At 62.6% G+C, this 25,737-nt stretch carries 21 protein-coding genes; 16 read left to right on the plus strand and 5 right to left on the minus strand.

The features are described 5' to 3' along the window. Nucleotide 1: 1 nt before the first annotated feature. Nucleotides 2-1,231: an ABC transporter permease gene (locus tag AC51BJ_RS17285; protein ID WP_496281066.1), complete on the minus strand. Its 1,230-nt coding sequence runs from the start codon at nt 1,229-1,231 to the stop codon at nt 2-4. Nucleotides 1,232-1,341: 110 nt separating this feature from the next. On the opposite strand from AC51BJ_RS17285, the gene AC51BJ_RS17290 reads away from it, so the two are divergent. From AC51BJ_RS17290 to AC51BJ_RS17300, 3 genes are all read left to right on the plus strand, one after another. Next, entirely contained in the window at nt 1,342-2,217 is an 876-nt protein-coding gene (locus tag AC51BJ_RS17290; protein ID WP_430435182.1) for a ThiF family adenylyltransferase, read from the plus strand. A gap of 24 nt (nt 2,218-2,241) precedes the next feature. Continuing rightward, the gene (locus tag AC51BJ_RS17295) at nt 2,242-3,312 is read left to right on the plus strand and encodes a nitroreductase family protein (RefSeq protein ID WP_496281067.1); all 1,071 of its coding nucleotides are present in this window, start codon (nt 2,242-2,244) and stop codon (nt 3,310-3,312) included. A 181-nt stretch (nt 3,313-3,493) separates the two neighbouring features. Further along, entirely contained in the window at nt 3,494-4,504 is a 1,011-nt protein-coding gene (locus AC51BJ_RS17300; RefSeq protein ID WP_430435184.1) for a PEP-CTERM sorting domain-containing protein, read from the plus strand. 111 nt (nt 4,505-4,615) lie between these two features. Here the strand turns inward: AC51BJ_RS17300 and AC51BJ_RS17305 are convergent, their stop codons facing one another. Genes AC51BJ_RS17305 through AC51BJ_RS17320 form a run of 4 tightly spaced genes read right to left on the minus strand, consistent with a single transcriptional unit; the run spans nt 4,616 to nt 9,113 of the window. After that, the gene (locus AC51BJ_RS17305; RefSeq protein WP_496281068.1) at nt 4,616-5,818 is read right to left on the minus strand and encodes a glycosyltransferase; all 1,203 of its coding nucleotides are present in this window, start codon (nt 5,816-5,818) and stop codon (nt 4,616-4,618) included. Continuing rightward, entirely contained in the window at nt 5,818-6,951 is a 1,134-nt protein-coding gene (locus AC51BJ_RS17310; protein WP_496281069.1) for an NAD-dependent epimerase/dehydratase family protein, read from the minus strand. Before AC51BJ_RS17310 ends, AC51BJ_RS17305 begins: the two co-directional genes overlap by 1 nt. 18 nt (nt 6,952-6,969) lie before the next feature. After that, nucleotides 6,970-8,364 (minus strand): DUF1302 family protein, encoded by a 1,395-nt coding sequence (locus AC51BJ_RS17315; RefSeq protein ID WP_496281070.1) that lies wholly within the window; start codon nt 8,362-8,364, stop codon nt 6,970-6,972. Further along, a complete protein-coding gene (locus tag AC51BJ_RS17320) occupies nt 8,361-9,113 on the minus strand; it encodes an ABC transporter ATP-binding protein (protein WP_430435188.1) in 753 nt (250 codons plus the stop codon). Before AC51BJ_RS17320 ends, AC51BJ_RS17315 begins: the two co-directional genes overlap by 4 nt. Nucleotides 9,114-9,166: 53 nt before the next feature. On the opposite strand from AC51BJ_RS17320, the gene AC51BJ_RS17325 reads away from it, so the two are divergent. The 13 genes from AC51BJ_RS17325 to AC51BJ_RS17385 all read left to right on the plus strand — a co-directional run bounded on the left by AC51BJ_RS17325 (nt 9,167) and on the right by AC51BJ_RS17385 (nt 25,519). After that, on the plus strand, nt 9,167-9,979 hold the full coding sequence (locus tag AC51BJ_RS17325) for an outer membrane lipoprotein-sorting protein (protein WP_430435189.1): 813 nt from the start codon (nt 9,167-9,169) through the stop codon (nt 9,977-9,979). 59 nt (nt 9,980-10,038) lie between these two features. Further along, the gene (locus AC51BJ_RS17330) at nt 10,039-10,791 is read left to right on the plus strand and encodes a PEP-CTERM/exosortase system-associated acyltransferase (RefSeq protein ID WP_430435190.1); all 753 of its coding nucleotides are present in this window, start codon (nt 10,039-10,041) and stop codon (nt 10,789-10,791) included. Nucleotides 10,792-11,394: 603 nt separating this feature from the next. Then, complete coding sequence (locus AC51BJ_RS17335; RefSeq protein ID WP_219770591.1) at nt 11,395-11,676, plus strand: helix-turn-helix domain-containing protein; 282 nt, start codon at nt 11,395-11,397, stop codon at nt 11,674-11,676. Nucleotides 11,677-11,711: 35 nt separating this feature from the next. Then, a complete protein-coding gene (locus AC51BJ_RS17340; protein WP_024973321.1) occupies nt 11,712-12,281 on the plus strand; it encodes an Hsp20/alpha crystallin family protein in 570 nt (189 codons plus the stop codon). Between the two features lie 93 nt (nt 12,282-12,374). Further along, the gene (gene clpK, locus AC51BJ_RS17345) at nt 12,375-15,224 is read left to right on the plus strand and encodes a heat shock survival AAA family ATPase ClpK (protein WP_023093170.1); all 2,850 of its coding nucleotides are present in this window, start codon (nt 12,375-12,377) and stop codon (nt 15,222-15,224) included. Between the two features lie 17 nt (nt 15,225-15,241). Then, the gene (cls, locus tag AC51BJ_RS17350) at nt 15,242-16,672 is read left to right on the plus strand and encodes a cardiolipin synthase (protein WP_023093171.1); all 1,431 of its coding nucleotides are present in this window, start codon (nt 15,242-15,244) and stop codon (nt 16,670-16,672) included. A 27-nt stretch (nt 16,673-16,699) separates the two neighbouring features. Then, nucleotides 16,700-18,583: an ATP-dependent zinc metalloprotease FtsH gene (gene ftsH, locus AC51BJ_RS17355; protein ID WP_023093172.1), complete on the plus strand. Its 1,884-nt coding sequence runs from the start codon at nt 16,700-16,702 to the stop codon at nt 18,581-18,583. Then, on the plus strand, nt 18,580-19,020 hold the full coding sequence (trxC, locus tag AC51BJ_RS17360; RefSeq protein WP_023093173.1) for a thioredoxin TrxC: 441 nt from the start codon (nt 18,580-18,582) through the stop codon (nt 19,018-19,020). Before ftsH ends, trxC begins: the two co-directional genes overlap by 4 nt. 154 nt (nt 19,021-19,174) lie before the next feature. Continuing rightward, a complete protein-coding gene (locus tag AC51BJ_RS17365; RefSeq protein WP_496281071.1) occupies nt 19,175-21,982 on the plus strand; it encodes a sensor domain-containing protein in 2,808 nt (935 codons plus the stop codon). 183 nt (nt 21,983-22,165) lie between these two features. Continuing rightward, complete coding sequence (locus AC51BJ_RS17370; protein ID WP_496281072.1) at nt 22,166-22,666, plus strand: phosphate-starvation-inducible PsiE family protein; 501 nt, start codon at nt 22,166-22,168, stop codon at nt 22,664-22,666. After that, nucleotides 22,644-23,609, plus strand: coding sequence for a zinc metalloprotease HtpX (locus AC51BJ_RS17375; protein WP_023093177.1), 966 nt, complete (start codon nt 22,644-22,646; stop codon nt 23,607-23,609). The genes AC51BJ_RS17370 and AC51BJ_RS17375 overlap by 23 nt, the downstream gene beginning before the upstream one ends. A gap of 24 nt (nt 23,610-23,633) precedes the next feature. After that, entirely contained in the window at nt 23,634-24,785 is a 1,152-nt protein-coding gene (locus AC51BJ_RS17380; RefSeq protein ID WP_023093178.1) for a S1C family serine protease, read from the plus strand. Between the two features lie 233 nt (nt 24,786-25,018). After that, nucleotides 25,019-25,519: a LysR family transcriptional regulator gene (locus tag AC51BJ_RS17385; RefSeq protein ID WP_496281073.1), complete on the plus strand. Its 501-nt coding sequence runs from the start codon at nt 25,019-25,021 to the stop codon at nt 25,517-25,519. Nucleotides 25,520-25,737 lie beyond the last annotated feature (218 nt).

The raw sequence follows: 25,737 nt of genomic DNA on the forward strand, positions 1-25,737 counted from the left end.
GTCAGCGACTTTGCCGCAGTGCGTCGACGATATTCATGCGCGACGCTCGCCAGGCAGGGTAAAGGCTGGACACGAAGGCACTGACCACGGCAATCGCCAGTGCCTTGGCGACGATGCCGAAAGTCAGCCGGATCTCGCCGTCAAACCCCTGCTCCATGCCGGGCGGCGGCGGCAGCGGAATGCCGACCGCCGAGATCGCCAGCGCCAGCGCACAGCCGATGACCACCCCGAGCCCGCCGCCGACCAGACCGAGCATTACGCCCTCCGACATGAAGATGCGCCGTATGCGCGCCCGCGTCAGGCCCAGCGCCATGCAGGTACCGATCTCGCTGACGCGCTCCATCACGCTCATTGACAGCGTGTTGGAAATGCTGAGCACGATGATCATCAGGATGATGAACTGCACGACGTTGACCTGGCTGGCAAACAGATCGCGCGTCTTGTTGTAGAAGTCGGACAGGCGATACCAGGGCACCAGTTCGAAGTTCGCGGCCGGCAGCACCTTGCCCAGTTCAGCCAGCTTGGCGTCGGTCTTGTCCGTGTCGTCGAGCAGCACCAGCCATTGCTGCGCGCCATTCACCCGCACCAGTTGCTGCGCCAGCGCCAGCGGCATGCGCAACGCCGAATCATCGTATTCCTTGCTGACGGAGATGAAGATGCCGACGACCGGCGCCTCGACTGCATTGACGTTGCCGGCGGCGGTCGTCGTCATCAGCACCACGGTGTCGCCGACGGTGACGCCCAGATTGGCTGCCAGCCCCCGCCCCATGATCATTTCATTGACGCCGTCGGGCGAAAGGTTGCGCCCGCGCGATATCGTGACCGAACTCGACAGCACCGCCTCCGCCTTTGCCGAGACGCCCTGGCCGAGGAAGGCCAGCGTGTTGTCGCCCTTGCTGGCGAGACCGTTGAAGCTGAGACGCGGCGCCACGACCTTGACGCCCGCACCCTGCTCGACCTTGCGCTGCGCCGCGTCCTCTCCGTCGATCACGAATCCGAAGGGATCGGAGGTGCCCCGTTCCACATACCCGGGTCGCACCACCTGGACGTGGCCCAGTTGCGACTTGATGGTGGATTCGCGCATTCCCTCCATCAACCACTCGATGAACCCGGCCGACAGGATCATCGCAATCACACCGAAGCTCACCGCGCCGATGGCAATCAGCGTGCGTCGCCCCTGGCGGAGCACGCTGCGCATCGCAAGCCAAAGGTCGAGCAGCCAAAACTTCATGCGAATTCAAGACTTCAGATGCTAAGGTATTGCCAGCATAACAGTTTTTACCTCACCATCCGATGTCCCGGAAGCATGCCCCGCAGCCAACGGACATACAAGGCGACGCCATGAGCTCTGCTTTCAATTACGACGAGGCCTTCAGCCGCAACCTCGGCTGGTTCACCGAGGCCGAACAGGCCCGACTTCGGCGCAGCACGGTCGCCATCGCCGGCCTCGGTGGTGTCGGCGGCGCGCATCTGCTGACGCTGGCCCGGCTCGGCATCGGACGATTCCGCATTGCCGATTTCGACACCTTCGGTGTACACAACTTCAACCGGCAGGTCGGGGCCATGATGAGCACGGTCGATCGGCCCAAGATCGAGGTGCTGGCCGAACAGGCGCGCGACATCAATCCGCAGGCGGACATAACCAGCTTCCCGGAAGGCGTGTCACCGGAGCAGCCGGACGCCTTCCTGCAAGGCTGCGATGTCTATGTAGACGGCCTCGATTTCTTCGCCTTCTCCGCTCGCAAGGCCACCTTCGCAGCCTGCCATCGCCTGGGCATCCCGGCGGTGACGGCAGCTCCGCTCGGGATGGGCACCGGATTGCTCGTGTTCTCGCCGCGCGGCATGAGTTTCGAGGACTACTTCCAACTGGAGGGCCACGACGAGACCGAACAGGCGCTGAGATTCCTGGTCGGCCTGGCCCCCGCCGGACTGCATCGCCCCTATCTGGTCGAGCCCTGGCGCATCGACCTCGCGGCGCGCAAAGGCCCGTCGACGATGATCGGGTGCAATCTGTGCGCCGGCGTCGCCGCGGCGGAAACGGTCAAGCTTCTGCTCGGCCGCGGCGAAGTCCGCGCGGCACCGTGGGCGTTGCAGTTCGACGCTTACCGCAACCGGATGGTGCGCACCTGGCGCCCGGGTGGAAACCGGCACCCGCTGCAGCGGCTCATTCTTGCACTCGGTCGGCGCCAGTTGCTGAAACAGATCAACGCCCGCTGAACACGCAGCTCACCGGAGAAACGAATGCGCACCGTAGACAAGATCCTCGACCTCGCGCGCTGGGCGCCAAGCGGCGACAACACCCAGATCTGGCGTTTCGAGGTACTCGCCGACGATCACGTGCGGGTGCATGGTTTCGACACCCGACACTGGTGCGTCTATGACCTCGAAGGGCACGCCAGCCAGATCGCCGTCGGCGCGATGCTGGAAACATTGTCCATTGCAGCAACAGCCCACGGCCTTCGCGCCGATATCGCTCGCCGGCCGGATACGCCGGACACGCATCTGCAGTTCGACATCCGGCTGGTCGCCGACCCGTCAGTCGCACCCGACCCGCTGCTCCCGTGCATCACGACGCGCTCCGTGCAGCGCCGTGCAATGGGCAGCAGACCGCTGACAGAAGAGGAGCGGCAGGCGCTCGAAGCTGCGGTGTTTCCTTACCGCATCGTCTGGTTCGGAGCGTTCCGGGATCGCCTGCGCATCGCCAAGCTGAATTTCGACAGCGCGCAGATCCGCCTGACCATTCCGGAAGCCTTCCAGACCCATAGCCGCGTGATCGAGTGGGGCGCGCGTTTCAGCGAGGACCGCATCCCCGAGGCAGCCGTCGGCGTCGACCCGCTCACCGGCAAGCTGATGCGTTTCGTCATGGCAAGCTGGAGCCGCGTCGAATTCTTTAACAGGTGGCTCCTCGGCACTTTCGCACCGCGGCTGCAACTCGACCTGATTCCGGGCGTCGCGTGCTCTGCTCACGCCTTCATGATCGCGCCAACGCGCCCCGACCACATCGACGATCACGTCGCAACCGGCCGCGCCATGCAGCGACTCTGGCTGACGGTAGAAAAGCTGGGGCTCCAGTCACAGCCTGAGATGACGCCGCTCATCTTCAACCAGTACGCACGGGCCGGACAGCGATTCACGCAGAACGGCGACGCACTCGCCCGCGCCGACGATCTGGCACAAAGACTGGGCAGCCTGCTGCCGGGAGAGGACATAGGACGAGCGGTCTGGGCGTGCCGCATCGGTCGCAGCCGGAACATCCCCGGCCGCTCACTGCGTCTGCCCCTCGAAAGACTGCAGAACCACGAAGAGTCTTGAAACCAGAATGTCGGTGAACTTTACACGCGGCGACATAGCGCGTCCGCCACCCGCCGCAGCCACCCGAGACACAGATTTTTCTTGTTTATATTCAATAAACTAAAACACGTGAAGAAAACTGGCCCGCCGATTGCTTATAGCCAACCGTGGTTCTCCCAAGCCAACAAACGGAGTCAATGAAATGATCAAGTTCAAGCAAATTGCAGTTGCAGTGGCACTGGCAGGCACTTTCGCTGCCGCGCACGCTGCCCCGGTTTCGATCACCACGCCGAATGGCGTCGTGAGCGGCATCACCGCCTTCGACTGGGCGCCGTCCCCGGTTCTGGCGCAAGGCGGCAACCAAGCCTTCGTCAACTTCATCAACAACCCCGCAGGTGGCACCGTCGAAGGTCTGAACGGTGGCAAGGGCTACGGTTTCAACGTGTTCTCGCAAGGCCGTCTGGCCGTGCTGCAGGGTGGTACCGGTGCCGCCAGCAGCCTGTACAACGGTTCGGGCTCGACTGCCAACAAGTACGAAATCACCTTCGAACTGGCTTACCAGGAAGTCGTGACGACCGCCGTGTCCGTGCCGGGCGCCAACATCGCCGTGTTCGACTTCGCCAAGGTCCAGACCAACAACTACTTCCGCGTCTATGTGAAGGATCTGGATTCCGACGCCGCTGCCAACTACGCGGCCGGCACCGGCTTCAACACCGGCACGCTGGTGTTCGACGGCACGATCGCTCCGGGCAGTGCAGGTTCGGTGTCCAACTTCAACGCGAACACCGGCGCCCTGGGCACGGTCGGCAGCGATGGTCAGCCGCTCAACGGCACTTCGCCGCTGTCGGGCACCCCGTCGGTGACGGGTTCGGGCGCAACGCCTGAGTTCGACCTGCTGACCGTTCTGCCGAACTTCATCGACACGGATTTCTGGAATGAAGAGCTGATCTCCTTCCTGGTGACCAACATCAGCCAGAACCTGCCGTTCCAGTCGGTTGATCCGTCGGCCATCATCGCCGGTCAAGTGCCGAACATCGGCGCGGTGAACGGTGGCACGGTCTGCGGCCCGACGGGTTGCGTTGCAGCCGGCCCGGACATCATCTTCCAGACCGACTTCAACGGTCCGGTGCAGGGCATCCCCGAGCCGGGCACGCTGGCTCTGGCCGGTCTGGCACTCGGTGGTCTGGCTCTGGCCCGCCGCCGCAAGGCCTGATTCAGGTAGTCGAAGCAGCATGAAAAACGGGAGCGAAAGCTCCCGTTTTTCTTTTGTATTGTGCGTTCGAAAGCGTAGGTTCCGAACACGTTATTGCCCGGCCAGCCCTCTCTATGCCGATGCAACGAGCCCGTTCAGAATCGAGCGGGTATTGAAACTGGCGAAGTCCTGCTGGACCGCCTCGGCAGCACGCCTGAAGTCCGCAGCTTCATCTCCGATCATGCGCCTGAGTGCTGTCCGCAGCTGTTCGTAGCTCACGTTGCCCGCACGCAATGAAATCCCCGCCCCGGCATCGACTACACGCGACATGGTGAGGAACTGATCCATGTTCGAACACAAACCGATGACCGGCGTGCCGGTCGACAAGGCCTGATAGACCGTCGCACTTCCGCCATTGCAGATGACGAAATCGGCGCGCGCGGCGGCTTCCAGCCCCGGCAGATAGTCGGCAACGAAGCAGTGCGGTCCGGGCGAAGCCACGTCCGAGCGCCCCGCCGTCGCCGTCATTGCATTGACCTGCGCATCGGCCAGCGCACGAAATACCTCTGGCAGCAGATCGACCCGTCCCGTGGAACCCAACGTGACGTAGGCAAGAGGCCCGGACGGCATCAAGGCCCACCAGTCCGGCAACGGCATCGAGGGCGACCAGATGATGGGCCCGATGAAATGATGGTTGGAAGGACAGTCCGGACGCACCGGCACCAGGCTCGGCGTGTCGGCGTACAGCGTCAGATCACCGTCGGTGTAGGCATGGCGCACATCGGGAAAGTCGCTCAGGCCATGCTTTTTGCGTACCGCGTTGAGCGGCCCTGCGTGTAGACGGAAGGCGAGCGGCTGCGCCAGCCGGAAGATCGGCTCTGCCAGCGTGGGCCCGAGCACCCGGGTCAGGGTGATGTCCGGCAAGGGGAACCGTGAATGCGCCGACCACGGACTCCAGTGTGCGTTGCACAGCGCGAAGTATGGGATGCCGACAAGCCGCGCAGAAACGCTCAGCGACAGACGGAAATCGCCGATCACCACGTCGGGACGTTCGCGCTGCAGCAACGCGATGTCGGCCTCGACATAGCGCTCGAGCTCGGCACGGGTGTACAGCGGCGCACCGGCCGCAAGGCGATCGAGAAAGAGCTTGGCCGGAATGCTCTCCAGCCCGAGCCGGCGAAGATCCGTTCCGCGGAAGCACAGATCGAAGGCCGGCGCGGACGCGACCGACACGTCATGATGCGCCGCCAGGCCCGATGCCAGCACGACCGGCCGGGCGACATGCGCGAGAGATACTGCCTCCGCCACGAACAAAACGCGGCGGCAGGTCGACATCAGGCGCCCCCTGCGCGACCGAACAGGCCGAAGCGCGTCAGTTCGGCGACGGTCTGCTGATAGCGATCCTCCGAGGGCTGCCCGCCCGCCCAAGCGGCGAATTCGGCCATACCCCGGTCTAGCGAACACGCCGGCTCAAAACCGAGCACTGCTCGCGAGTGCGCCAGATCGGCAACGCATCCGAAGATGTCGCCGACACGGAATTCCCCTTTGTCCTCCATCGTCACCGGTTTGCCCACCGCTCGCGCCAGCGCGTTGGCGATGTCGGCGATCGTGCTCGCCTCGCCGGCGCCGACATTGAAGACGGAGCCCGGCGCCACGTCGGCAACCAGCGCACGCATGTTCGCCGCAACGACGTCGGACACATGCACGAAATCGCGGACAGGCAAGCCGCCCTCGTACACCGAGATCGGCTGACCGGCGCAGATGCGCGAATAGAAGATCGATACCACGCCGGTGTAGGGATTCTTCAGCGACTGACGCGAGCCGAAAACGTTGAAGTAACGCAGCACGACCGCAGGAATACCGAAGGTGTTCGCCGCGTAGCGAACGTAATCCTCCTGATGCTTCTTGGTGATCGCATAGACCGAGAACGGCTCGGACACCTTGTCTTCCGGCGTCGGCACCGCGTCGAGATCATCGCCGCAAACCGGGCAGGGCATCGCGAACTTGCCGGCCTGCAGGCGTTCTCGCGAGCGAGCGCCCGGAAACTGGGCGCCATGCTCACGGCAGACATAGGCCCCCTCGCCGTAGATCGCACGCGACGATGACAGCACCAGACGCTTCAGCGCGTGGCCGCCCTTGACGATGCCTTCGATCAGGGTGGTCGTGCCCAGACCATTGACCCGCGCGTAATGGGTCATGTCGTACATGCTCTGACCCACACCGGTCAGCGCGGCAAAATGGTAGACCGCGTCGATGCCGTCGAGCGCGCGCGCGACGTCGTCGGCATTGCAGACGTCACCGACCTGCAGCTCCACCTCGGGCGCGAGATAGGCCGGCCGCTGGCGGCTTTCGCCGTGAATCTGCGGGTCAAGAATGTCCAGCGCACGCACGCTGTGGCCGGCGGCCAGCAGCGCGTCCGCCGTATGTGAGCCGATGAAGCCGGCACCGCCCGTGATCAGCACTCGCATGTGGCACCTCCGCCCGAATCAGAAGGAGTAGCGCAGCTCGCCGTAGTAGCGGTCCGAGTTGCCGAAACGCCCGAAATAGCCATTGGAATTGCCGCCGAACAGATCGGCACCGAACTGCGCACGCCAGTTGGATTGCACGCGCCAGATCAGCTTGGGGCGGAACATGTAGTCGTTGCGCACCAGCGACTGCACCCACAGCAGCTCGCCTTCGAGCCGCTCGTCGAACTTGTGGTTGTACAGCACCGCCATGCCGTTCTCGCGCCGGCTCGCCAGCAGGTCGGGCGCCTTGTCCATGTGGGCACGCTCGAAGTACTGGAGATTGAGCCGCGACTCGGACATGAAGGGAATGTCGATGCCGATCGCGTAATCGACCATGTCCTGACGGACCAGTCCGTCGGGCCGCGCCGACAGCGGCGACACCGGAAGGTAGCGATCGTAAGTCAGCACTGCTTCGGCCTTCAGCAGGAAGCTGCCGAAATCCTTGGTCAGCGTTGCACCATACTGATGAATCCAGTCGTGTCGCGGCGTGTAGACCACCGCGGTCGGGGTGACGAATCGACGACTGAAGGTCGGATTCACATCCAGGCTGCGGTAGTAGAAGGCGGCCAGATCCCAGCCCTGTACCAGCGTACCGACTCGCAGGCCGTAATTCGAGTTGCTGAGCTTGCGGTCCGGCCGGACCTGCGCGTCGTAGGTCGCGCTGATGCCCGACAGGTCAGGTTGCGTCAGGTAGAAATCGCCGCCAAAGCGGCCGATGTTGTCGACGCTCACGTAGGGCACCCAGATCAGCTCGGCGCGCCAGTCGTTCTTGAAGTACTCGGCGCGTGCCGCCCACTGCGGGATGCGCTGCTGGTCGAATTCCTGCGTGAAGAATTCGCGCATGTCGCGCGCCGACACGACGTCGGCGAAGAACAGGCCGACCATTTCGCCCCACACGATGTGCTGGCGGCCGAGGCGCAGTTCGACATCGCCCACCGGCATGTCGAGATAGACCTCGCGCCATGCGAACTCGCTGCGTCGGTCGTCGCGTACGGCTGCCGGGTAGAAGTCGCTCTCCCAACCGTAGGCGAAGTCGTAATCGACGCGGCCCACGGCTTTCCACTTGATGCCCTGTCCGAAACTGCCGCTGCGGCCGAGCTCGTTGCGCCAGCGCGCCTTCGACCAGTGGCTGTTACCAGCCACCGTGCGCGCCAGTTCGAACTGGCTGAAGCCGCGCCAGCCCGACATAGACGAGCCCTGTTCATCGGCCTTCGGTTTGCCCTGCGCATCACCGGCGGCTTCGGGCGCCGGTTCGACGAACAGGTCGTCGAGCGCGTCGGCCGCCGGCGCGGCCCGGGCCCCGAGCAGCAGTGCCAGCGTCAGCGCCGCCAAGGGCAGGCGGCGCAAGGCGGAAAGTGAATCGAAGTGCGTCATGAAGCAGCCTGCAGAGTGGCGGATTTCGGGGGTTTGACGTAGGACCATTCGCCCGGTGATTTCTGTACGCCGAGCGCGGTCAGTTCGCCGTCCTCGATGCGCACAAGGCGGTCGGCCATCGACATCACGCGCTTGTCGTGGGTCGAGAAGATGAAGGTGGTTTTCATCGTGCGGTTGATCTCGCGCATCAGCTCGAGTATCGAATCGCCGGTCTTGCGGTCGAGGTTGGCGGTCGGTTCGTCGGCCAGCACGATGGCCGGCTGTACCGCCAGCGCGCGGGCAATCGCCACACGCTGACGCTGTCCACCTGACAGCTGGTTCGGTCGATGATGCATCTTCGGACCAAGGCCGACGATGTCGAGAAAGTACTTCACCCGCTTCGCCCGCTCGTCCTTGCTGACCTCGGGCAACTGCAGCAGCGGATACTCGACGTTCTCGTAAGCCGACAGGACCGGCAGCAGATTGAAGGTCTGGAAGATGAAACCGATGGTGCGCGCGCGCAGACTGGCCAGTTGGTCCGGCGTCTGCCCCGACACGTCCTGACCGTTGATCAGGATCTGCCCCGAAGTCGGTGTATCGATGCAACCGATCAGGTTCAGCAGGGTCGACTTGCCACTGCCGGAGGGCCCGGCAATGGCAATGAACACGCCGTCCTCGATATCCAGCGTGATATTCTTCAACGCATTGACCTGCTGTCCGCCGAGCATGTAGCTGCGGCTCACATTCCGGATCTGGACGACGTTGTTCATCAGGAAGCCCGGTTCAGAAGACGGGTCATGCGCCCGGTGCTGGAGACAAAAAAATGAATGTTCCGAACACCTCGCTCGGCATGCGCGAAGCCACCACCACCGGCCCATCGTCGCACCGGCGCAAGACGTTCGCGCGGATCCTTGCAACTGTTGCAGCTCTTGCGGCACCGTTCTGCATCGCGCCGTCCGCCTTTGCCCAAGATGCCGCGAGTATACTTGAAAAGGCCGACACCATCCGCTTCCCACGGGAGCCCTTCCAGGTCGAGGTCAGCGTCACCTCGACCACGTCCAGCGGCGAAGAATTCCGCAAGTACCGCATCCTGTCCAAGGGTAACGAGAACACCATCGTGCAGACGGTCGAGCCGGCTTCCGAGCGCGGCCAGATCCTGCTGATGAAGGCGCGCGACCTGTGGGTGTTCCTACCCACCGTGTCGCAACCGGTGCGGCTGTCGCTGGCGCAGCGCCTGACCGGCCAGGTCGCCAACGGTGACCTGGCGCGCGCCAATTTCTCTGGCGACTACACCCCGAAGCTGCTGCGTACCGAAAAAGTGGACGGCAACGATCATCACGTACTCGAACTGACGGCGGTCGATCGCGGCGTCACCTACTCGCGCGTGCTGCTCTGGGTGCGCACATCGAATAACGCGCCGCACAAGGCCGAGTTCTACTCCCTGTCAGACAAGCTGCTGAAAACCTGTGTCTATGATGAATACAAGACGCTGGGCGGCAAACTCCGCCCGACCCGTCTGGTCATGCAGGACGCACTGAAACAGGGCGAGCAATCGACGCTCGAGTACGCATCGATGCAATTGCGCGACATACCCGACAAGGTGTTCGACAAGGAATACCTGAAGAAACTACAGTAAGGTCAGCAGGCCACGCACGCGGGATGCACCCGCGGCGTCATACCCGGTCGGACAACATCATGTTTCTGCTTGAAGTCGGAAACCTCAAGGAAAACTTCGCCAAGTACTTCGCGGTGGAAGCCGCGGTCGATGAGGCGATGAAGCACGAGGTCTATCGCGTCCGGCACGAGGTGTATTGCCAGGAACTGGGCTACGAAGCAACCAATCCCGACCACGAGGAGACCGACGGTTTCGACGCGCATGCGCTGCAGATCGCGTTGCGCGCGCAGACAAGCGGTCGCATCGTTGGCTGTGTGCGGCTGGTGCAGCCGGATCCGGACGACCTCGCGAAACCGCTCCCTTTCGAACACCTGTGCGAGACGGCAATCGACCGGAGCATCATCGACCCGGTTCGCATCGACCGTCGGCGCATGGTGGAGATCTCACGCCTCGCGGTGCTGTCGGATTACCGCAAACGTAAGGGCGACAGCGGCGGTCCGATCGCCATTTCGGAAGAGGACATGGGAACGCGGGATCAGCCCCGCTTCCCCTACATTCCGGTCGGTCTTTACCTCGGCCTGCTTGCCGCTGCGGAGTTGCACGACGTCGAACATCTTTTCACGCTGACTGAGGCGCGACTCGCCCGCCATCTGACAGCGCTGGGCTTCCGCATCCACCTGATCGGCCAGGCGGTGGAGCACCGCGGAAAGCGCGTGCCGTCGGTCATCTACCGCAAGGAACTGATGGCGCATCTGCCGCCGTTCATGCAGCCGCTGTACGACCAGTTGCTCGAGGAGATGCGAGGGAAGTACTTTGCGCGGAACGCCGCGTGAGCGGGTGACGGGCTTGGAGGGGGAAAAACAAAAAGGGCCGCGAGGCCCTTTTTGTTTGCGCGCAGAGTACGCGCCTTGAATTCTGGTGGCCAAGGGCGGAATCGAACCACCGACACGCGGATTTTCAAGCCGAATCAGCGGTCAGATTTACACGCACACACTCGTAAAAACAGGCACTTAGGTGCACACCTCTGCACCTAATCGCACCTGCTCGCATGCGCTTGTGCCAGAAAAATGTCAGAAAATCTGGCGCACCACGCACCGTAAAAGAGTGCCACAGAGGCACGCTTCACACCAGTTGTGCAGCGCGCGCCGGACACGTCCCAAGCACTCTTCCTCTGAACACTCTCGATGCGCCGGGCCTCGGGCTCGGCACCAGAGCCCCCCCTTTCGGAACACTGCACGGCCCGATCGATTGATATCGAGCTTCCGGGCTGACTCGCCGAACAGCCAACATTTGTTTCCTGGCTGCTTACGATTGAGTCACATCAATCGGCCAGCAGATCGCTGGATGTTGACTCTTGAATTTCGGCATGTTAGGCGCAATATCTTGCAAGAATTTCCTCAGGCGAGGCCGCGTGACGACGGAACTTGTGGGGTGGTATGACAGCGCGCCAGCAGGCGATCTTCACACTCGACGAGTTGGCTGCCTACTTGAAAGTCGGCAAGCGGACGCTTTACCGGCTCGCCTCGCACGGGGAGATTCCGGCCTTCAAGGTCGGCGGGACGTGGCGGTTTCGTCAAAGTGAAATCGATCGATGGATCAATGATCAGATCCAAGCAGGCAGAAAGAATGAGGTGATACGCACAGATGAGCAGCCAAAGTCAGCGGAACACTCCGTGTCGTCTGGGCGCGCTGTCCGTCGCCGCAGGCAAACGGAGTGAGCGAGAGTCTTCAATTTTTCTTCTGGAGGTGTGACATGGACATTGATTTCAAGAAATTGGCTCCCTGGAACTGGTTCAAGAAGGAGCAGGAAGAACAACAGAGCACTGCCTCGCTGCCGGTGCAGCGCAATGACCTGCCGGTGGCGGGTGGGCCCGTCAGTCCCATCCTGCAATTACATCGCGAGATCGACCGCCTGTTCGACGACGCGTTTCGAGGCTTCGGTTTCCCGACGCTGGCCATGCCACGCTGGCCGTCGGACTGGCCGGGCATGCTGAAGCCGGCGCTGGACATCCAGGAGACCGACAAGCAGTACAAGATCGCCCTGGAAGTACCCGGCGTCGAGGAAAAAGACATCCAGATCACGCTCGACAACGACGTGCTGCTGGTGCGCGGTGAAAAGCGTCAGGAGCAGGAAACGAAAGACGGCGGTTTCCACCGGGTGGAGCGCTCCTACGGCAGCTTTCAGCGCGCTCTGAACCTGCCGGCCGATGCCAACCAGGACACGATCAAGGCCGCTTTCAAGAACGGCGTGCTCACGATCACGATGGAAAAGCGCGAGGCCAGTACGCCCAAGCAGGGGCGCTCGATCCCGATCAACGGCTGACGCGGGGCAGCGCGTTTTTCTCAAAAACCACAAAGAGATGAGGCACCGTGATCGGCGGTGCCTCGTCAGATCAATCTTTACAGGAGCATCAGCATGGCCAGAAAACAATGCCAAGTTTGCGGCCAGCCCGCCACGGTGCGGGTGGAAGCCAATCTCAATGGACGCCACAGCACCATGCTGTTGTGTGACGATCACTATCGCCAACTGGTGCGCCAGCAAAAGCGCACCGTCTCACCGCTGGAAGCCTTGTTCGGCTCGCGCAGCGGGCTGTTCGAAGACTTCCTTGGCAGCGACTTCTTCCGCATCGGTGACGACGCACCGTCCATGGCGGCCGATACCGACGAGGTCGTCGATGCCTCGTTCGGCGAACCCGCCCCGGCCGGTACGGGCACCGCGCGCCGTCGCGGCAGTGGGCTCGCCAGCCGTATCAGCGAACAGTCCGAGGCCCTGTTGCAGGAGGCCGCCCGACACGCTGCAGAGTTCGGGCGCGCCGAAGTCGATACCGAACACCTGCTGCTGGCGCTATCCGACAGCGACGTGGTCAAGACCATCCTGGGGCAGTTCAAGATCAAGGTCGATGACCTCAAGCGCCAGATCGAATCCGAAGCCAAGCGCGGCGATAAGCCGTTCGAGGGCGAGATCGGCGTGTCGCCCCGGGTCAAGGACGCGCTCAGCCGTGCTTTCGTGGCCTCCAACGAACTCGGCCACTCTTATGTCGGGCCGGAGCATTTCCTGATCGGGCTCGCCGAGGAAGGCGAAGGTTTGGCGGCCAACCTGCTGCGCCGTTACGGCCTCACGCCGCAAGCGCTGCGCCAGCAGGTAAGCAAGGTGGTCGGCAAAGGGGCCGAGGATGGCCGCGCCGAGACGCCGACCAACACGCCGGAACTCGACAAGTATTCGCGCGACCTCACCAAGATGGCGCGCGAGGGCAAGCTCGATCCGGTCATCGGCCGCGCGCAGGAGATCGAGACGACCATCGAAGTGCTGGCCCGGCGCAAGAAGAACAACCCGGTGCTGATCGGCGAGCCCGGCGTCGGCAAGACCGCCATCGTCGAAGGGCTGGCGCAGCGCATGGTCGCCGGCGAAGTGCCCGAGACGCTGCGCGACAAGCGCCTGGTGGAACTCAACATCAATGCCATGGTGGCCGGCGCCAAGTACCGCGGCGAGTTCGAGGAGCGCGTGCAGAAGGTGCTCAAGGAAGTGACCGAGCACCAGGGTGAGCTGATTCTCTTCATCGACGAGGTGCACACCATCGTCGGTGCCGGCCAGGGTGGCGGCGAAGGCGGGCTGGACGTGGCCAACGTGTTCAAGCCGATGATGGCGCGCGGCGAACTGAACCTGATCGGCGCCACCACGCTCAACGAGTATCAGAAGTACATCGAGAAGGACGCCGCGCTGGAGCGTCGCTTCCAGCCGGTGATGGTGCCCGAGCCGACCGTGGCGCAGACCATGATGATCCTGCGCGGCCTGCGCGACACCTTCGAGGCGCACCACAAGGTCAGCATCACCGAGGATGCGATCATCGCCGCCGCCGAGTTGTCGGACCGTTACATCACCGCGCGCTTTTTGCCCGACAAGGCCATCGACCTGCTCGACCAGGCAGCCGCACGCGTGAAGCTGTCGGCCACGGCGCGCCCGGTGGCGGTGCAAGAGCTGGAGTCCGAACTGCATCAGTTGCGGCGTGAGCAGGACTATGTGGCTTCGCGCAAGCAGTACGACAAGGCCGCCGAGCTCGGCAAGCGCATCGAGGCCAAAGAGGCCGAACTAAAGAAGCTCGTCGAGGATTGGGAGCGCGAGCGCGCCTCGGGCAGCGCCGAGGTCAAGGCAGAGCACGTGGCGCAGATCGTCTCGCGGCTGACCGGCATCCCGGTCAATGAGCTGACGGTGGAAGAACGCGAGAAGCTGCTGCATCTGGAACAGCGGCTGCATGAGCGCCTGGTGGGACAGGACGAAGCAGTACGTGCCGTGGCCGATGCCGTGCGGCTGTCGCGCGCGGGCCTGCGCGAAGGCAGCAAGCCGGTGGCGACTTTTCTGTTCCTCGGGCCGACCGGCGTGGGCAAGACCGAGCTCGCCAAGGCGCTGGCCGAGTCCATCTATGGCGATGAAGGTGCGCTGCTGCGCATCGACATGTCCGAGTACGGGGAACGCCATACCGTGGCACGCCTGGTGGGCGCGCCTCCGGGTTATGTGGGCTATGACGAGGGCGGCCAGCTCACCGAGAAGGTGCGTCGCAAGCCCTACAGCGTGTTGCTGCTGGACGAGATCGAGAAGGCTCACCCCGACGTCTACAACATCCTGCTGCAGGTGTTCGACGACGGGCGGCTCACCGACGGCAAGGGCCGGGTGGTGGATTTCACCAATGCCATCATCATCGCCACCTCGAATTTGGGCTCGGACATCATCCAGCGTCGGCTGAAGGCCCGTGGCGCCGCCGGCGAGGAATACGAGAAGACCAAGTCCGAGGTGATGGACGTGCTGCGCGGACACTTCCGCCCCGAGTTCCTCAACCGCATCGACGAGATCATCGTCTTCCATGCGCTGGGCAAGGAGGAGATCCGCCATATCGTCGGCCTGCAGCTCGATCGTGTGGCCCGCAACGCCGCCAGCCAGGGCGTGACGCTGACCTTCGATCAGACCTTGATCGATCACTTCGCGGAGGAAGGCTACAAGCCGGAATTCGGCGCGCGCGAGCTCAAGCGGCTGATCCGCAGCGAGCTGGAGACTGCGCTGGCGCGCGAGATGCTCGGTGGCGGCATCGGCAAGGGCGATCACGCCAGCGCTCGCTGGGATGAAAAGGCCGAGCGGGTGGTTTTCGAGCGCAAGGAGCCACCAGTGAAGCCGGTCGAGCCTGAAAAGCCTGATGCCGCGAAAGTGGCAGAGGCGCCGTCGAGCGACGAAAGCAAGGCTACGCGCAAGAAAAAGCCGGCGGGCGGCCAATCTTGAGTCATGGGGAGGCTGTCGTGTCCGACCCCGACGGGCTGACATGGGCAGCCGCCCTCGTGTCGCTTGCGGTCGCCATTTCGGCGGCAGGGCACGCAGTCATCTACAAGCGTGACCCGCGCTCGGCCACGCTGTGGGTGCTGCTGATCGCTCTGTTGCCGCTGGGCGGTTCGCTGTTGTACTTGCTGTTCGGTATTAACCGCTACCAGCGGCGCGCGCGGCGGCTCTATCCGGGGGGAGATCATGCTGTTCGGCAGGTTCACTCGCCCACTGTCCCCGAGGTCGCATCGGCGCCGCTTGCCGGTCTGGCGCACTTGGTGGGACGTGCCACCGGCCAGCCGCTGACCGGCGGCAACCGCATCGAGCCGCTGCTCGACGGCGAGCAGGCCTACCCGGCCATGCTCGCCACTATCGAATCGGCCAGGCACAGCGTCGCCTTGTGCTCGTACATCTTCGACAGCCAAGGCATCGGGGCGCGGTTCGTCGATGCACTGCGCCGCGCTCATGAGCGAGGCGTGCAAGTGCGTGTGCTGATCGACGACGTGTATGCCCGCTGGACGCCCCGCAGCGCCTACCGCGCCTTGCATCGCGCCGGCGTTCCGGCGGCGACGTTCAACCCGACGTTGATTCCCGCGCGCCTGCATGCCGCGCATCTGCGCAATCACCGCAAGCTGCTGGTGATCGATGGCGAGACGGGTTTCACCGGCGGCATGAACATCTTCGGTCCGTATTGGCGGCCCGATGCGCCGGGCGAGGCCTGTCACGATTTGCACTTTCGTCTGCGCGGGCCGGTGATTGCGCATCTGATGCGGTGCTTCACCGATGATTGGTGCGATACCACGGGCGAGCGGCTCAGCAAGGGTTACTGGGGCGAACCGCCCGTAACGGCTGATGAGCAAGGAACCTCTTGGGCGCGCGGCATCGAGGCCGGTCCCGATGAGGCCCTGGACCGGATGCGCTGGACCTTCATGGGCGCTTTGAGCGCCGCGAAGCATTCGGTGCGCATCTGGACACCGTATTTCGTCCCCGATCAGCCGATGATCGCGGCGCTAAGCACGGCCGCGTTGCGCGGCGTGCGTATCGACGTGCTGACGCCCGCAAACGGCGACCATCCCACGGTGCAATGGGCTGCGCGCGCCCACTACTGGCAGGTGCTTGAGCACGGTGTGCGCATCTTCGAACGGCCGGGCCCGTTCGACCATACCAAGCTGATGCTGGTAGACGGCCAGTGGTGTTGTCTGGGGTCGGCCAATTGGGATGCGCGCAGCCTGCGGCTCAACTTCGAGTTCAATGTCGAGGTATACGACGGCACGCTGTGCGCACGAATGGAGGCACTCTTCGATGCCATCCGTGATGCGTCGGATGCAATGTCGGCGATGGCGTTGCGTTCCCGTCCACTGGCCATCCGTTTGCGCGATGGAGTGGCCCGTCTGTTCACCCCCATTCTCTAGCGACACGACTTGCGAGGAACATTGCCCATGGAAAAGAAAGATCAATGGAACATCGGCTACTGGATCGTCGCCGGCCTGTTGCTGCTGACGCTGCAGAACTACTGGCAGGCGGCCAAGACCGTCGAGCCCGTGCCCTATAGCGAATTCGAGAAAGCGTTGGCCGAGGGGCGCGTCGCCGATGTGCTGGTGGCGGACCGCACGGTGACCGGGCGCCTGAAATCGCCGGACAGCCGAGGCAAGACCACCATCGTGGCCACCCGCGTCGAACCCGACCTGGCCGAGCGGCTGTCGAAATACGACGTGCCCTACGCGCGGGTGGTGGAAAGCACCTGGCTGCGTGATGTGCTCTCCTGGATTCTGCCGGCGGTGGCCTTCTTCGGCGTCTGGTTCTTCCTGTTCCGCCGCTTCGCCGAGAAGCAGGGCATGGGTGGCTTCCTGAGCATCGGCAAGAGCCGTGCCAAGGTATTCATGGAGAAGAACACTGGCGTGACCTTTGCCGATGTCGCTGGCGTCGATGAAGCCAAGGCGGAGTTGGTTGAGATCGTCGATTTCCTCAAGAATCCGCAGGAGTATGGACGGCTCGGGGCGCGCATTCCCAAGGGCGTGTTGCTGGTCGGCCCACCGGGCACCGGCAAGACATTGCTGGCCAAGGCTGTTGCCGGCGAGGCGGCGGTGCCCTTCTTCTCCATCTCCGGATCAGAGTTTGTCGAGATGTTCGTCGGCGTGGGTGCGGCCCGTGTGCGCGACCTGTTCGAACAGGCGCGCGGGCAGGCGCCGGCGATCATCTTCATCGATGAGCTGGATGCTTTGGGCCGCGCACGCGGTGTCGGAGGACCGATCGGTGGGCACGACGAGCGTGAGCAGACGCTGAACCAGTTGCTCACCGAAATGGATGGCTTCGACAGCTCGGTCGGGCTGATCATCCTTGCAGCCACCAACCGGCCGGAGATCCTCGATCAGGCCTTGCTGCGCGCCGGTCGCTTCGACCGTCAGGTGCTGGTGGACCGCCCCGACAAGAAAGGTCGCCTGGATATCCTGAAGGTCCATGTCAAGAAGATCACCCTGGCCCACGGTGTAGATCTGGAACAGGTGGCGGCGCTGACCACCGGCTTTTCCGGCGCTGATCTGGCCAATCTCGTGAACGAAGCAGCGCTGAACGCGACGCGGCGCAAGGCGCAGGCTGTGGAACTGCAAGACTTCACCGCCGCCATCGAGCGCATCGTGGCCGGCCTGGAAAGGAAGAACCGTGTGCTCAATCCGAAGGAGCGGGAAACCGTGGCCTATCACGAGATGGGGCATGCGCTGGTGGCGCTGGCGCTGCCCGGCACCGATCCGGTACACAAGATTTCAATCGTTCCGCGTGGCATCGGTGCACTCGGCTACACCCTGCAGCGGCCCACCGAAGACCGATTTCTGATGACACGTGCCGACCTGGAGCACAAGATCGCCGTGCTCCTGGGAGGGCGGGCGGCTGAGAAGCTCGTGTTTGGCGAGCTGTCCACAGGGGCTTCAGACGATCTCGCGCGGGCCACCGACATCGCCCGCGACATGATTACGCGCTTCGGCATGGATGAGGGCTTGGGGTACGTTGCTTTTGAGGCACAGAGGCCGCGTTTTCTTGATGCGCCTGAACTGGTACAGGGTGGCTGCCGGGTAGCCGAATCGACTCAGACACGCATCGACCAAGCCATCCGTGACATCGTGATGGGTGTCTTTGATCGTGCATACCGAATTCTCGAAATTAACCGAGAAGTGCTGGAGCGGTGCGCGCGCGAACTGCTCGCACGGGAAACGCTGGATGAATACAGCATCCGGCAACTGACGCAAGGGCTACAGCTCGAATCCCCATGTCACAGCGGCCCAACTGCCGGAGCCATGACTTCCTCTGTGTCCCAAGGAGCCACCTCATGAGTGACAGCATTCATATCGTCTGCCCACACTGCCAATCCATCAATCGCGTGCCAGCCAACAAGTTGGCAGAGAAGCCCAATTGCGGGCGGTGCCAGCACCCGCTGTTCACCGGAGAACCCATTGATCTGACCACAGCGACCTTCGCCCGTCATCTGGAGCGCAGTGACCTGCCGCTGCTGGTTGACTTTTGGGCGCCGTGGTGCGGACCGTGCAAGTTGATGGCGCCGCAGTTCGAGCAGGCAGCCTCCCTGCTTGAACCCAAGGTGAGGTTGGCCAAGGTAAATACCGAGGCCGAGCATCACCTGGCCGCCCAGTTCGGTATTCGCAGCATTCCAACCCTGATTTTGTTCCGAGGTGGACATGAGGTTGCACGTCAGGCGGGCGCCATGGGCGCGCAGGACATTATGCGCTGGGTGACATCCCGCTTGCCGCAATGACCCGGCGCGAACCACCCTGCTTATCAGTTGTTCGATCCTTGAAGAAAGTGCGTAGCCGCGATGCATAGCGACCCAACCACACAATCTTTGACGAAATGCGTTCCCAGTTGCAGAAACTTTGGAACCTCTGTTTCACCCATAAGGAGCGTCACCTTTGAACGAGACGCCTCAAATCTCAGCCCGACACTGTGGCCAGATTAACCAGAATGCCCATTTTGGCAGTTGGCATCTCGATCTTGGCTCGCAACTCCTCACTTGCTCCGATGAAGCCTGCCGCGTGCTCGGCCTGGATGTTGGTGCGCCAATAGCCTTCGAGCGATTCCTGCAGTGTATTCACCCTGAAGACCGCCCCCTCTTCGATAGGGCATGGGATGCTGCCATGTGCGGAAAGTCCCTTGATCTGCGGTATCGCATCGTCAGCGGAGGGCAGGTTCGCTGGATACACCTGCGGGCAACATTCAAGGGCGACGCCTCTGGTCAGCCCAGAGCGGCAGACGGGACGGTAGAGGACATCACTGATCTCAAGAGGGTCGAGCAGGCGCTGAACGCTATACGCCGACAGCGAGAAGAGTTGGCCAGCCACGTTCCCGGTATGCTTTACCAATACCGTCTTCGTCCGGACGGCAGCTCGCACTTCCCTTATGCCAGCGCGAGGATAGAGGAAATATACGGGGTTGCACCGGAGGATGTTGTTGATGATGCCGCTCCTGCGTTCGCTGCGCTCCATCCTGAAGACCGCGACCGTGTGCATGAAACCATACAGGCGTCGGGGCAGTCACTCGCGCTTTGGCATGACGAGTACCGAGTGCAGTTTCCAGACGGTCGGGTGATCTGGGTCGAAGGCGAGGCGTCGCCTGAAGCCATGCCTGATGGGAGCATCCTCTGGCACGGCTATATCCATGATGTCACCTCACGCAGAAGATCCGCGGAAGAGCTTCACCTTGCGGCTAAAGTTTTTGAGCACGCAGGAGAGGGCATCCTCGTTACGGACGCTCAAGGCCACATTGTCAACGTCAATCGGGCGTTTTCCGTGATCACTGGTTATGCGCGGGAGGAAGTAATGGGTCAGACACCTCGTCTGCTCGAGTCTGATCGCTATGACGATGGGTTCTATCAGACCGTTTGGCAGGCTCTGCGTGAGCACGACTATTGGCACGGAGAGCTCTGGTGCCGACGCAAGAACGGCAGTCAGTTTGCCGCGCTGCTGACGATCAGTGCAGTCCCGGATATGCAGGGCCATATCGAGCATTACGCAGCCATGTTTTCCGACATCACGGCGCTGAAGGAGAACCAGCAACAGCTTGAACGCGTTGCTCATTACGACCTGCTCACCGGCTTGCCCAATCGACTATTGCTCGGAGACCGCCTTAAGCAGGCCATTCGTCAGACACGTCGGCGTGGCATGCACCTGGCGGTTGTCTTCATCGATCTGGATGGATTCAAGAAGGTCAACGACCAGCACGGCCACGCAGTCGGTGACAAGTTGCTGTCCGTCCTGTCCAGGCGTATGACGCAGGTGTTGCGCGAAGGCGATACCTTGGCCCGTCTTGGTGGTGATGAGTTTGTCGCTGTTCTGGTCGACCTGCCGGATATTTCCATCAGCGTACCGATTCTTGATCGCCTGATCGAGGTGGCTGCGCAGCCCGTACCGATTGGTGACGCACTGTGCGAGGTGAGCGCGAGTATCGGTGTGAGCTACTACCCGCAAGGCGAAGATATCGACGCCGACCAACTGCTGCGGCAGGCAGATCAGGCTATGTATCGTGCCAAGCAAGCCGGCAAGAATCGATATCACGTTTTCGATACGGAGAAGGATCGTACGCTGCGCACCCGTCACGAAGGATTTGACAGCATAAAGAATGCACTTGCCAATGGGCAGTTTCTGCTTTGTTTCCAACCTAAGGTCAACATGCGCACCGGTGAGGTGCTGGGCGCCGAAGCCTTGATCCGCTGGCAACATCCGACGCGTGGCTTGTTATCTCCTGCCTCCTTCATACCCATCATTGAGAACCATCCGCTCGGGATTGACGTGGGGAAATGGACCATCGAGGCTGCGCTGACCCAGATCGAAGTTTGGCGCAAGGCCGGCCTTCATGTCCCGATCAGCGTGAATATCGGTGCGCGGCATTTGCTGCAACCGGACTTCATCATGCATCTACGGGGTATGTTGTCACGACATCCCGGCGCCCAGCCGCAAGACCTTGAACTGGAAATCCTCGAAACCAGCGCCGTGGAGGACTTCGTTCAAGTGTCTCAGTTGATGGCGCTGTGCGAGAGGATGGGATTGCGTTTTGCCCTCGACGATTTCGGCAGCGGCTATTCATCGCTGACCTATCTGAAGCGCCTGCCCGCGCACCTGCTCAAGATCGACCAAGGTTTTATACGTGACATGCTCGAGGATCCGGACGATATCGCCATCCTGGATGCGCTACTGGCACTGGCAAGGTCGTTTGGCAGGAACTGCATCGCGGAGGGAGTCGAATCCATTCGGCATGGTGAAATGCTGCTGCGTATGGGATGCGAGTGGGGCCAGGGTTATGCCATCGGGCATCCGATGCCGGCGCATGAATTCGAGCAATGGCTACACACCTGGCAGGTACCCTTATCCTGGAAGGGATTCAAACCTGACAGTCGCTCCGCGCTGCCCGTGCCGTTCACATACGTCGACCACCGGGTCTGGATTTCCCAGATGATCGACTATCTGTCAGGTAAGACCCAAGTGCCGCCTCAACCCGAAGCACTCCAATACTGGCGGGATCAAAGTGGCCGCCCTACGTTCTTCGGCGAGGATCCTGATGATCAGGTCGATGTCCTGCATCAGAGCATCCAGCAGTTAGCGCACACCCTGAGTGAAATGAAAAATGCCGGCCGTGTCGAGGCATTGAGGGCTGGCATCGACAAGTTGCAACATTTGCAGGCGGATCTTCTGGGATTGCTGCCGCCAGACCAGAAGCCGGATTGATGCCATGCATGGGACAAAGGGTTGACGTGCAAGAGGCTGATCCACCCATCGGCGGCGCCACGGGCGCGCAGGACATTATGCGCTGGGTGGCTTCGCAATTGCCTCGGCAATCCAGGTGTAATCGAGTCGTCTTCTCGGACTCCCCGTTCCATTAACGTTTCATTGAAAGAGAGAGCAACGCTTATGCATAAAGAATCTGGCCACACGGCCCTTGACGAGATGCGCTCCCAGTGGCTGTTGATGACGGTTTACGAGCGCTTCGAGCAGGTTGTTGTCATCACGCTGTCGGGCGTCATGTCGATGGTGATTGTGATTTCGCTGATTCAGTTGATTCGGCACGTCTTCACGCTGCTCGTCATGGATGCACTGAATCCACTGGATCATAAGGTTTTTCAGCTGGTATTCGGTGCCACCATGACGCTCCTGATCGCGATGGAGTTCAAGCATTCCATCGTGCGCGTGGCGCTGCGTCGGGACAGCATCATCCAGGTCAAGACCGTAATCCTCATCGGCCTGATCGCGCTGGCGCGCAAGTTCGTGATCCTCGACCCCGAGGCGAGCCCTGGCAAGATCGCCGCGCTTGCAGGAGCCACACTGGCGCTCGGTGCCACTTACTGGCTGCTGCGCGAGCGCGACGACCGCGCCGCCGAGACATCTGAGCATGATCCGTCATCATCCCAATGACCCGCGCGCGGCGTTGTTGCAACACCGCTGGCTCAACCGCCTGCAGACCGGGCTGTTGATCCTGACCCTGGTCGGGATCGCAGCCGCCGCAGGAAGCCTGCTGTTCGGGGAAAGCGGCCTGTGGCTCGCGCTGTTTGCAGTTGCAGGCGCGCTGCTGCTCGAGCCGGCAGCCGCGTCGGCGCTGACCCTGCGCCTGTACCGCGCGAGGGCACTGCACCCGCACGAAGCCCCCGAGATTTGGGCCATGTTGCGCGAACTGTCCGCCCGTGCCGGTTTGCCCGCCACGCCGGTGCCGCACTACGTGCCCAGTGTCGTCGTCAACGCCTTCGCCACCGGCTCGAAGCAGCATGCATCGATCGCCCTCACCGATGGCCTGCTGCGCAACCTGAGTTCGCGCGAACTGGCGGGTGTGCTCGCGCACGAGGTCGCGCACATCGCTAATGAGGATCTGCGTGTCATGGGGCTGGCGGATTCCGTCAGTCGCCTCACGAGCCTGCTGGCTATGGTCGGACAGATCGCTATTGTGTTCAGCTTGCCCGCACTGCTGGCCGGCGCGGTGGCGGTCAATTGGCCTGGACTGCTTCTGCTGACCGCCTCGCCCCAGCTGGCCCTGCTCGCACAGCTCGGCTTGTCTCGCGTGCGTGAGTTCGACGCTGACCGCCTCGCGGCCGAACTGACCGGCGACCCGCAAGGGCTGGCGTCCGCGCTGGCGAAGATCGAGCGGGTCAGTCGCTCCTGGCGTGCCTGGCTGTGGCCGGGATGGGGCAATCCCGAGCCTTCCTGGTTGCGCACGCATCCGGCAACGCAAGATCGCATCTCACGCCTGCTGACGTTGGCGCCTGGACCAGCAACAGCCTTGCCGTTTCACGCGCCCCATTTCTTGCCGGAATCCGCTGTGACGCCGCGCCCGCCGCGCTGGCGCCCGAGCGGGCTATGGCGCTGATTGTCTATCAACAGGAGACTTCTCATGGCCTACCCTGACCCGTACCCACGCCCCGCACCGGATCCCTTCATCCGGCGCTGGCTCTTCATCACCGCCTGTATTGCCACGCTCATGCTGCTGTGGCAGTTCCTGCCCGCCATCGAGGCATGGTTCACTCCGCGCGAGGCGGCAGAACGCACCGTGACGGCGCGCGGCGACTTGGCAGCGGACGAAAAGGCCACCATCGAACTGTTCGAAAAATCACGCGCCTCGGTGGTCTACATCACCACCGCGCAGCTGGTGCGCGACGTCTGGACGCGCAATGTCTTCTCCGTGCCTCGTGGCACGGGATCGGGCTTCATCTGGGACGACGCCGGCCACGTCGTCACCAACTTCCACGTCATCCAGGGCGCGTCCGAAGCCACCGTCAAACTCGCCGATGGCCGCGACTACCAGGCCGCACTGGTGGGGACGAGCCCAGCACACGACATCGCCGTACTCAAGATCGGCGTCGGCTTCAAACGCCCGCCTGCCGTGCCGCTCGGCACCAGCGCCGACCTCAAGGTGGGACAGAAGGTCTTTGCTATCGGCAACCCCTTCGGCCTGGACTGGACGCTAACCACCGGCATCGTCTCCGCGCTCGACCGCTCGTTACCGGGAGAAGCGGGCGGCCCGGCCATTGATCACCTGGTTCAGACCGACGCCGCCATTAACCCCGGCAACTCGGGCGGCCCCCTGCTCGATTCGGCCGGGCGGCTTATCGGCATCAACACGGCGATCTACAGCCCCTCCGGCGCCTCGGCTGGGATCGGTTTTGCCGTGCCGGTGGACACCGTCATGCGGGTAGTGCCGCAACTCATCAAGTCCGGCAAATACATCCGCCCGGCGCTTGGCATCGAGGTGGACGAACAGCTCAATCAGCGCCTGCTTGCGCTGACGGGAAGCAAGGGCGTGTTCGTGCTGCGTGTCACCCCCGGCTCGGCAGCGCACAAAGCCGGGCTCGCGGGTGTCGAAGTCACGCCGCAAGGCATCGTGCCGGGCGACCTCATCATCGATGTTGATGGCAAGGCGACGGACGATGTGGCCAAGCTGCTCGCGCGGCTAGACGACAGGAAGGTCGGCGATGTAGTGGTCTTGTCAGTGGAACGGGCCGGCAAATCGCGCGAGGTGCGTGTGGAGCTGCAACCCGGGAATTGATTGAACTGAACCTGTGGATCAGGCGGTAGTGCAGCGTCGCGGCGATTGAGGTTCTCAGGTCTCTTCGGCCAGGTAGCGTTCCGCCTCAACCTCCGAAGTGTCGGATGCGATCTGTCTATCCGAATAGGCAAGCATGCAACGCCGGAACCTCTTGCCAATCATCGAAGGAGAAAGCGAGGCGCAATCCGCATGAGGTGGACACATGCCAGGAACGGAGCGAACAGGAGGCCGCATTGGAACTCAGATTACTGCGCTATTTCGTTGCGGTCGCGGAAGAACTGCATTTCGCGCGAGCGGCCGAGCGCCTTGGCGTTGAGCAATCGCCTGTGTCGCGCGCAATGCGCAATCTCGAAGCCACGCTCGGCGTGCAGCTGTTCGACCGCAGCGTGCGCCAGATGCGACTGACCTGGGCCGGTCAAGTGTTCCTCGGTGAGTGCCGGCGTGTGCTGGCCACCGTGGAGCAGGCGGTGAGTGCCGCAAAGGCGGCGGCGCAGGGCTATCAGGGTTATCTGCGCATCGCCATCTGCGACAGTTTGGCGCAGCCCCAAATTGCCACCTTGCTGGCGCGCAGTCGCGAGCCATGGCCCACCACCGATGGAAGAGCGTTTTTGTGCGCGCATACACCCGGTTCCGATTCGGACGCCGGGAAGCTGTATGCCAGCACTGGCGCTCGCATCCGGGTCAGATGCAGTTGTTCGTTTGACCCATCCCAGACGGGAATCAGCAGGAACTGACTCCCGTCTTCCCTCTTTCCGCGAACTGAAAAGCAAATCTCAAGGGGTCAGAGGGATTACGGTGGGCATCGCCGCCTGCCAAGCTTCTTGGGCTGAGAACAGACTCTGCTCGTATTGCTGCACAACCCGTTCACTCCAAAGACACTGCTTGCCGATTCGAACGGCCGGGGGAAACTCGCGATCTGTGACCATTTTCTCCAGCTTTCGCACCGAAATCT

Source organism: Methyloversatilis sp. S146-33 (genome assembly GCF_059552495.1).

Excerpts from the sequence above, each read along its gene's own strand:
- AC51BJ_RS17285 (WP_496281066.1), bottom strand. The coding sequence starts at position 1,231 with ATGAAGTTTTGGCTGCTCGACCTTTGGCTTGCGATGCGCAGCGTGCTC.
- AC51BJ_RS17290 (WP_430435182.1), top strand. The coding sequence starts at position 1,342 with ATGAGCTCTGCTTTCAATTACGACGAGGCCTTCAGCCGCAACCTCGGC.
- AC51BJ_RS17295 (WP_496281067.1), top strand. The coding sequence starts at position 2,242 with ATGCGCACCGTAGACAAGATCCTCGACCTCGCGCGCTGGGCGCCAAGC.
- AC51BJ_RS17300 (WP_430435184.1), top strand. The coding sequence starts at position 3,494 with ATGATCAAGTTCAAGCAAATTGCAGTTGCAGTGGCACTGGCAGGCACT.
- AC51BJ_RS17305 (WP_496281068.1), bottom strand. The coding sequence starts at position 5,818 with ATGTCGACCTGCCGCCGCGTTTTGTTCGTGGCGGAGGCAGTATCTCTC.
- AC51BJ_RS17310 (WP_496281069.1), bottom strand. The coding sequence starts at position 6,951 with ATGCGAGTGCTGATCACGGGCGGTGCCGGCTTCATCGGCTCACATACG.
- AC51BJ_RS17315 (WP_496281070.1), bottom strand. The coding sequence starts at position 8,364 with ATGACGCACTTCGATTCACTTTCCGCCTTGCGCCGCCTGCCCTTGGCG.
- AC51BJ_RS17320 (WP_430435188.1), bottom strand. The coding sequence starts at position 9,113 with ATGAACAACGTCGTCCAGATCCGGAATGTGAGCCGCAGCTACATGCTC.
- AC51BJ_RS17325 (WP_430435189.1), top strand. The coding sequence starts at position 9,167 with ATGAATGTTCCGAACACCTCGCTCGGCATGCGCGAAGCCACCACCACC.
- AC51BJ_RS17330 (WP_430435190.1), top strand. The coding sequence starts at position 10,039 with ATGTTTCTGCTTGAAGTCGGAAACCTCAAGGAAAACTTCGCCAAGTAC.
- AC51BJ_RS17335 (WP_219770591.1), top strand. The coding sequence starts at position 11,395 with ATGACAGCGCGCCAGCAGGCGATCTTCACACTCGACGAGTTGGCTGCC.
- AC51BJ_RS17340 (WP_024973321.1), top strand. The coding sequence starts at position 11,712 with ATGGACATTGATTTCAAGAAATTGGCTCCCTGGAACTGGTTCAAGAAG.
- clpK (WP_023093170.1), top strand. The coding sequence starts at position 12,375 with ATGGCCAGAAAACAATGCCAAGTTTGCGGCCAGCCCGCCACGGTGCGG.
- ftsH (WP_023093172.1), top strand. The coding sequence starts at position 16,700 with ATGGAAAAGAAAGATCAATGGAACATCGGCTACTGGATCGTCGCCGGC.
- trxC (WP_023093173.1), top strand. The coding sequence starts at position 18,580 with ATGAGTGACAGCATTCATATCGTCTGCCCACACTGCCAATCCATCAAT.
- AC51BJ_RS17370 (WP_496281072.1), top strand. The coding sequence starts at position 22,166 with ATGCATAAAGAATCTGGCCACACGGCCCTTGACGAGATGCGCTCCCAG.
- AC51BJ_RS17375 (WP_023093177.1), top strand. The coding sequence starts at position 22,644 with ATGATCCGTCATCATCCCAATGACCCGCGCGCGGCGTTGTTGCAACAC.
- AC51BJ_RS17380 (WP_023093178.1), top strand. The coding sequence starts at position 23,634 with ATGGCCTACCCTGACCCGTACCCACGCCCCGCACCGGATCCCTTCATC.